Source organism: Campylobacter concisus (assembly GCF_902460895.1).
Lineage (GTDB): Bacteria > Campylobacterota > Campylobacteria > Campylobacterales > Campylobacteraceae > Campylobacter_A > Campylobacter_A concisus_BC.
Window position 1 is genome coordinate 101,235 of record NZ_CABPVL010000004.1, and the last position, 8,318, is coordinate 109,552.

The 8,318-nt window shown below is 34.2% G+C and carries 2 protein-coding genes; both read right to left on the reverse strand.

What is annotated here, in order from left to right:
- On the reverse strand, positions 1 to 6,256 hold a 6,256-nt coding region (locus tag F3G98_RS10415; RefSeq protein WP_188116977.1), incomplete at its 3' end, for a hemagglutinin repeat-containing protein.
- Positions 6,257 to 6,265: 9 nt separating this feature from the next.
- A complete protein-coding gene (locus F3G98_RS07160; RefSeq protein WP_149725946.1) occupies positions 6,266 to 8,038 on the reverse strand; it encodes a ShlB/FhaC/HecB family hemolysin secretion/activation protein in 1,773 nt (590 codons plus the stop codon).
- Between the last annotated feature and the right edge of the window lie 280 nt (positions 8,039 to 8,318).

Below are 8,318 nucleotides of genomic sequence, written 5' to 3' on the forward strand. Positions count from 1 at the left end.
CTATGTTTGGATGAATATATTTATTGTAAAAATCTATATTATTAATAGCTACATCTAAATTTAATCTATTATTTCTATTATCAAATTTATCAACAACAAATAGACCATCTTTGTTGTCAGATTTTGTCAAAAACTCTTTTGCTAAGGCATCATCTTTATTAAACATCAAAGACCAAACATTATCACTTTGCTTTAGTGCCTGCACTGAAAGTCTTGAAATGGCTTCATCTTGAGAAATATCTATACCTGTTCTCTCTCTAATGAAGTTAGCAAAATTATTGCCATTAGCCTTTAGCCAGTCTATTTCTGGCTGACTAAATTGTCTATTATCCCCCTTGCTCTTATCTAAACCATTAAACATATAAGAATTTAAAAGAAGGGTGTTTAAGCTACTTTGATTTTTAATATACTTTATCGCTGCATCTTTGGCATTGATGCCACTATCTTGTAAATTTAGAGCTTTACTTAGATAATCGCTAAAGCTATCTTCTTTTAGTTTTGCATATCTATCTTGCTTACTATCTCCTGGTATAAATTTGCCAGCTTTATAGTCTATGGCATGTTTTAACTCATGTCCTAGAGTGCTCACAAACTGATCAACATTTTTAATGTGAGCTAAATTTAGTATTATTGATCCACTATTGAAATGCCCAAGGAATTTTTCATCGTCTTTTCCCTTTGCAAATTTATCATCAATTATTCTTAAAGATATGCCATCTAGATCAAGACCTGACATACTTGCAAATAGCTCTATAAATTTATTTCCCAAGGCCTCCTTTTCTTCTATGGTGACACTATCATCTATTAGTTTTTGAGCCAGTTCTTTGCCTAATAGTTTCCCAGCTTCATACTGTGCAACATTTTCTTTTACTTCACTATTAAAATTAAACTCACCTGTTTCTATAATTGCATTTAGTGCTTTTGTTATGGCAGTGGCTGTATTAAACTCATCTTTGATATCCTTTTGCCCACTCTTAGTTAGCACCCTTAAATCCATACTACCATCTACATTTGAGCTTATGCTAGTATTTACTAGATCTTTTGTTAGTTTAGTGGTATCTCTATTTAGTCTTGTTAGATCATCAGAGTTCTCTTTATTTGCTATCTCTATGTTGCCACTACCTAGAGTTGCTAGGTTTTTAGATAGTGTGTAGCTTAGATTTCTATGGTTAGATAGATCTATTGATTTAAGACCTGTAAATTTATCTTCTTGATTGTTATTTGATTTGCTATCTTTATTGTTTTTATCTTCTAATATATAGTTAGCACCTATACTAAAGTTTGTTCCTTTAGCATAGCTTGTATTTGATAGGTTCTCATAGCTTAGGGTATTTGTCTTTAAATTTAGGTTGTGGTTATCTATAAAGGTATTATCTTTATCATACTCTCCTGCTGCTAGAAGTGATCCTTTTAGATGAGTGTTTTTACCTACCTCTACGTTTAGCTCATTTGCTGTTATGGATGAGAGTACGGTTTGTTTAGTTATAGTATTTGATCTTGATCTAGAGAAATTTGCATTGGTGCTAGTTGCTTTTGTGCTAGATGGATTAGCAAAGCTTGAGTTTGGTGATTTATCACTACTAAATCCTATGCCAACACCTACACTATATCCTCTTTCGTTGTATGCGTATTTGTCTCTTACACTCTCTAAGCTTAGGTTGTTTCCTACTTTTAAATTTAATCTCTCATCAGCTCTTAAATTTGCTCCTTTGATGGTTGCGTCATTAGCTGTATTTATATTCATATCTTTAGCTGAGTAAAGATGAGAGTTGTTGTTTGTTAGGCTTTCAGTGTCGCTGCTGCTAGTAGAGTAGTTAAGCCCAGCACTTCCGCCGCCACCACCATACATAGTATATCTCATAGTTCCACCTATGCTTTTGTCTTTACTTCCTGATGTATAGGTATTTTTGCTAGAGTTTATGTTTAAGTTGTTTGTATTTATATCTATTAGATTATTAGCGCTTAAATTTGAACCAGTAATAGTTGTATCATTTGGAGTTAGTATCTTGATGTTATTTGCCATTAAATTTGACGGATTAGAGATTACTTCATTTGAGTTTGATTTTGATTTGTGGCCATTTACACTAGCTGCTACTCCTACGCTAAAGCCAAATGTATACCAGTTAGATGCTGCTTTTGCAGCTGCTGCTACTTGAGCTACTAGAGCTAGGCTCTTAGCTTCTACGTTTGCCATAGCCAAAGCTATATTTGCCTTATAGTATCTCTCTTCATCATTCACATTTTCAAGGATATCTGATAGATCTTCTATATCTGAGCCATCTATGCCAGGAGTTTTACTTTTATAGGCTTGCTTTAGCTCATGTAGTTTATCTTTTAGATCATCTCTAGTGTGTTTATAGCTATCATACTCTTTTTTTACCTTTTTAAGCTGCTTTATAGCTTCTATCAAAGCAAGACTAGCTGGAGCCACCTCTACGTATTCGTTTTGGGCAGTGATAGAAAGAGCTGCTTTTGCTTGTTTTAGTGTTTTTGATATATCAGTAGTGTCAGTGCTATTTAATATATCGATATTTGCATTTTTACTTATTAGATTTATATCTTCTTTGGCGATCAAATTTGATCCAGTGATACCTATCTCTTCGTTTGCATTTAAATTTATATTTTTATCTGAAACAAGGTTTGACGATATAGCTTTAGTTGATGCTACATCAGTGGTAGATTTTTCATACTCTGCGTCTGCTACTCTTGTCTTAGTGCTAGTATCATACTTAAATTCTTTTATAGGTTTTGGTTTTTGATCATTTGCAAGATCTTTGGTGCTTGGTAAATTTATACCCTTGCTCTTAGATATCTCATAGCTACTATGCTCGTTTTCGGCATTTGATATCTCAATAGAATTTGCCTTTATATTAGTATCATCTTTACTTGATAAATTTGCAGTTATAGTAGCTTCATTTGCTTTTAGATTGAGCTCTTTGGCTGCAGATATATTTGAAAGCTTTGCTAGTGTATCAAGACTTCCCTTTTCATTATATGTAGAGCGATAAATTTGAGTTAAAGTATCTCCAAACATTTGCTCAAACAAGTAGGTATTTGAACCAGTTCCAATAGGATCTATCGCAGAAGCTACCAGCATGCCTGGGTATGTCAATAATGAGATTATATTAATGTTTGAGCTCTTATGAACGCTTTTTTCTTTTATTTGCTCTTTGGCTGCTAATATAGACAAGTTATTACCAGCATTTAAATTTACATTTCTACCACCTTTAATATCTGAAGATATTATAGAGATGTCGTTGTTTGCATTTAAATTTATATCTCCTTGACTAGTACTTAAAGATGAGCCTTGCAAGTTTGTCTTATCAAGAGAGTGCATATCAAGGCTAGATTTTAATCCACCAAATGACTTCTTAGAGCTAGATCTTGCCTCATCATTTTTATAAGCTGTTGGAGCTAAGCCTATATTATTCGCATCTATGTTTATATCATTTTTGGCACTTAAATTTGAGCCAGTTACTATTGCATTGCCACCAGCTTTTAAGCTGATATCGCCTGCATTTAAATTTGAGCTAATAACCTTTTGATTTATAGCCATTATATGAGACTCTTTTTTAGAGAAAAAGCCCTTTGACTTCTCTTTAGTTTGCGTGTTCTCGTTTGTATTAGCACCCACTACATATATATCATTTCCAGCTTCTATGTTTAGCTTGTTAGTAGCTCTTAAGTTACTTGAGCTGATCTGTGTGTTTGACTTAGAGTTTAAATTTATATCTTTTGCGTCTAGGTTTGCGCTATTTAGCGTTTGGATGTTTTGTTTAAATTCCACACCTTTTTCTTTTGCGCTATGGCTATAGGCAAACTCTTTAGCGTTTATGTTTATATTATCTGCGTTTAAATTTATCTTATCAGCCTCTAAATTTGAGCCAGCGATATTTAAATTTTCTTTAGCGTTTAGGTTAAGGCTCTCGTCTGCTTTTAAATTTGAAGCCTTACTAAACTGAGATGACTCTTTGTCTAAGCTTATATTATTTGCATTTACATTTATATTTTTGGCTGAAATTTCACTTGAGTTGATATTTGCTGCATCTGCTTTTAAATTTAGATCTTTAGAGTTTAGCTCTAGGTGATTTAGGTTTAAATTTTGTGAGTTTAGATTGATATTATCAGCCACTACGCTGCCAGCTAAGCTTATGTTGCCTTTGGCGTCTAAGTCTATGTTATTAGCCATTACTAGAGCTGATGCTTTTACGTTTTTATCTTTAGCTTCATTTTTAAATTTGCTTATGCTCTCGTTTCTTGCTTCATATAAGCCATCAAGGATATTTGCTATATAAGCAGAGTTTATACTATCTAGGCTGTAGTAATACCCTTGGTTTTTAACTCTTCTATTTAGGTTTTTGATGATTGGGCTATTAAATATTGGCTCAGAGAATTTATCCAGATCAACATTTGCTAGCTTTATATCATCATTTAGTGCATAGCTTGAAAAGTCCTGCGTGCTTCCTACTATGTTATTGCCCGCTGCAAAGACTGCTGGCAAACCAACATCAGTGTATGAGAAGTTAAAATTCGTGCTTTTTCCACCTTTAGTCACCCATTTCTTTTTGCCAGTGACTTTTCCCATTTTTCCTTTCCACTCTTGCTGCTTCCATTTAAACTCATTAAAGCTTCGGCCATCTCTTCTTAAATTTAGTGCTACGTTTGTTATATCTTTGCTATCAAGCACAAGGTCGTTGCCTGCATAGATAAAGCTCTTATCATTTAGTAGCTCATCTGTTTTTAAATTTATATCATTGCTTGCTACTATGCTGCCTGGGATGAAATTTGCCTTATCTTCTTCGTTTAAAATTTCTTTGTTTATAGAGTAATAAATTCTCTTTAGCACTTCGCGGTCTTTTGCTTTGCTAGTATCAAGTACTACTTCGTTTTTGTCGATGTCTAGTCTTAGATTACTAAATACCTTTGTTGATGTGCCATATAGATATGAGTCTTTATGTAAATTTAGAGCATAAAGGGTGCTATCTTTATTTATAGCCTCTTTTAAAATTTCAGCATTTAGCTCCTGCTCGCTTAGCTCTTTGCCTAGTTTTTTAAATTTAGCCTCTATCTTTGCTTTTATCTCTTTTAAATTTACCTCTTCAAGTTTAAATCTATTCTCACCACTTTGCTTTAGAGCTAAATTTTTAGCAAATGAGCTTTTCTCCACCCTAGCCTGCGAGCTTGAGTTATTTACCAGCTTTTTAGCTTCTACATTTATATCTTTAGCATAAATCTGACTTGAGGTATTTACCAAAGTGTCTGCTTTTATGTTAAGGCTCTCTTTGGCTGCTATTAGCGCTTCATCTTTGTTTGTTATAGTCTTTGCCTCTATCTTGGCCTCTTTGTTAGAAGCGATAGCACCAGCATTAACTATATCACCATCAAGGCTTATCTCTATGTTGTTATTTGCTATCACTAGGCCGTTATTATTTACGCCTACGCCGTTACTTGTGCCAACTAGTTTGATTTTATTAGCATACATACCGCCAAGCGCGCTACTATCTAGACTAAAGCTGTTTTCTTGGTTTTTAGCTTTTACGTCGTTGTAAAGTCTATCTTTGCTTGAAGCTACCGCCTTTTCACCGATGATATTTAGCTCATTTGCGTGGATATTTGAGTTTAAATTTATAGCATTTGAGATTACGTTAGTATAGTCGCTGCTCTTATCGTTTAGGCCGCCCCCTACGATATCGATAGAGTTATTAGATATTAGCTCTATCTCTTTAGGGCTTAGTTTATTGATATTGCCTGTTGTTAGTGTGAGTGAGCGAGAGTTGATCATATTTAGACCATCTACGCTTATGCCATTTGGGTTTGCTATGACCACATCAGCTCTGCTACCAGCAACCTCTAAATTTCCTTTTAGAGATGATTTCTCAGCCGAATTTACTTTGTTGATAATAAGGCTTGCCTCTTTATTTAGCCTATAGTTTGCATCTATCTGGCCAGCTATCTTGGTGTCTATGTTTTTATTAGAGTTATTAAGGATAGTGCCTGTTGTTGGGGTATTAAACCTGCTATATTCATTTATAGATACGCCCTTGCTATCAGGGTTTGTGATGTTTATGATTAGCGTCTCATTAGGAGCTTTTAGTATATCAGGACGGTTGCTAGCACCTGGGTCAGCTATGATACTTGGCTCATTTGCTAATGCTGGCATAGTGCCAAGTAGCAAAGAGAGACTTACGTAGAAATTTAAGCCTATGGTTAAAAGGCTAGGCTTTTGTGCATTTGAAATTTGGTTGTTCTTTAGCATATTTTATCCTTAAAATTCGTAGCTTATGATGAAATTTACATTTGTTGATTTGGTTTCAAAGCTCTTTGGTTTATAAAGAGGTTTAGAGACAGATATGTCGTAGCTTAGGTTGTTGTAGGCTTTTATGTTGCCTCTTAGACCTATGGCGTATCCTGCAAGGGTGTTTTTATCCTTTATGCCGCTACTTGGGGCTCTTACCATGCCAGCGTCAAGCCCTGCATAGACAGAGTTGCTCTTATAGTAGTTATATGAGAGGGTATTTCTTACGCTTACTCCGTGGTTTCCAACAAGTGAGCTCTCCCCGTCAAATCCCCTAACACTGTGGTATCCACCGATACTAAATTTATCCTGCAAGCTTAGTTTATTTAGTCCATATCTTGCGTTGATATTTAGATCGTAGCTTAGTGGAAGTTCAAATTTATATTTGTAGTTTAGGTTTAAATTTATTAGAGCAAACCTAGATGTAGCTTCGCCGCTATCCTCCAAAGGATCAGGCTGTGATCTAAATATACCAGTGCCCTTTTTGTAAGCTAGCTTAGCGCTAAAAGCTTGGTTGTAAGAATTCCAGCTTGATTTTACGCCTACCTCATATCCAGCATTTCTTCTAGCTTGGTTATCTAGCTCGTAGTCCTCTAGGTAGTTTTTATTTTTTCTCTTAAATAGCTTTACATAGGCGCTATTTTTAAAATTTGAGTCCCTATAAAATGTATAAGCAAGGCTTAGTGAGTCGCTCTCGCTTCTACCTTTATATGTGTAGAGATTGTAGGCTGCGTTTATGATCTGGGCGTAGTCATATTTACTCTTTTCGTATTCAAGCATGAAGTAGCCAAATGGGACAGTAAAGCCGTAATAATAGTTATTTGAAGCTCCGTGATCAGTGGCGCCATTAAATTTATTTGTGACCTCATACTTTTTAAATATATCTTTGCCGCGTGAGAAGCTAAAAATTTCGTTAAATCCAAGTAAATTTAGCGTGCTTAAATTTACCATGCCTTGATACTTACCGCTTTGTTTTGAGCCAAGGTTATCAATGCTAATAGCAGCCTTTAGTGGGAAGCTATCAACTCTAGTGATCACTATATTTGAAAAGCCAGCTCTGTTTGAAGGTAAGAATTTAATGCTAACGTCATTTTTTGAGACGTTTTGCAGTGACTCAAGAGCCTGCTCGATATCTCTTATATTTGCTACTTTATTTTTATGAGAGTACTCACCAAATGCACTAAATAAGCTCGCTCTGTTTCTTTGGCTATCAAGCTCGTTTATGCTTATGTTATCTATTAAGCCAAGATTTATCACAAACTCTAGCTTGGCATCTTTTAGGCTCTTTGTAACAAGGCTCGCACTTGAAGTGATATAGCCACTTTTTATTATCTCGTTGTTAAAAGAGTTTATGATTAGATTGATAGAGTTTTTACCAAGGCAGCTGCCAGATTTAAAATCAAGCTTGTTTAAGCTAGCCTCTAAAATAGAGCTAAATTTAGAAAAGTTATCTTGATATGCTTTTCTTATTATAGCCTCATCAGCACCACTACTAGCGTTAAAGCTAGCTACTTCATTCTCACTAAGAAGTGAAATTTTATCTATTTTAAAGCATGGGGTTTCGTTTAAATTTAGCTTACCTTCTGAAGTTGGTTTTTCGTTAAATAAATTTATGTTGGAGCTTTCGTTAAAAGAGCTTGCCATATTTGCCCTAATCTCTTCGTTGTTTAACTCGTTTTTTAGATTAGTCTCATTAGCAAGTAGCGCAGCACACACCATGCTTAAAGATAAGAGAGTTCTCATCTTAACCTTCCTTGGAAATAACTATAAAGTTATATTTTCTAAAATAATTTAGTGACATTATAAAGGATATAATCTTAATCTAATATTAAAATATAATGAGAAAAAAGAATTTTTATACAAAATATTTCAAAAATGAAACTTTTTAGATATATAAATGATAAAAATAAATTTATTTTGATTTATCCTTTGTGGATAAAAATTTAATTTTATATTGACAATGATTATTATTTTGATATAATTGCGCAACTGGTTTGTATTTCGTAATTTCAGTGATTAAACT

What these genes read in the sequence shown, in the direction of transcription:
- F3G98_RS07160 (WP_149725946.1), bottom strand. Translation starts at nt 8,038, where the DNA reads ATGAGAACTCTCTTATCTTTAAGCATGGTGTGTGCTGCGCTACTTGCT.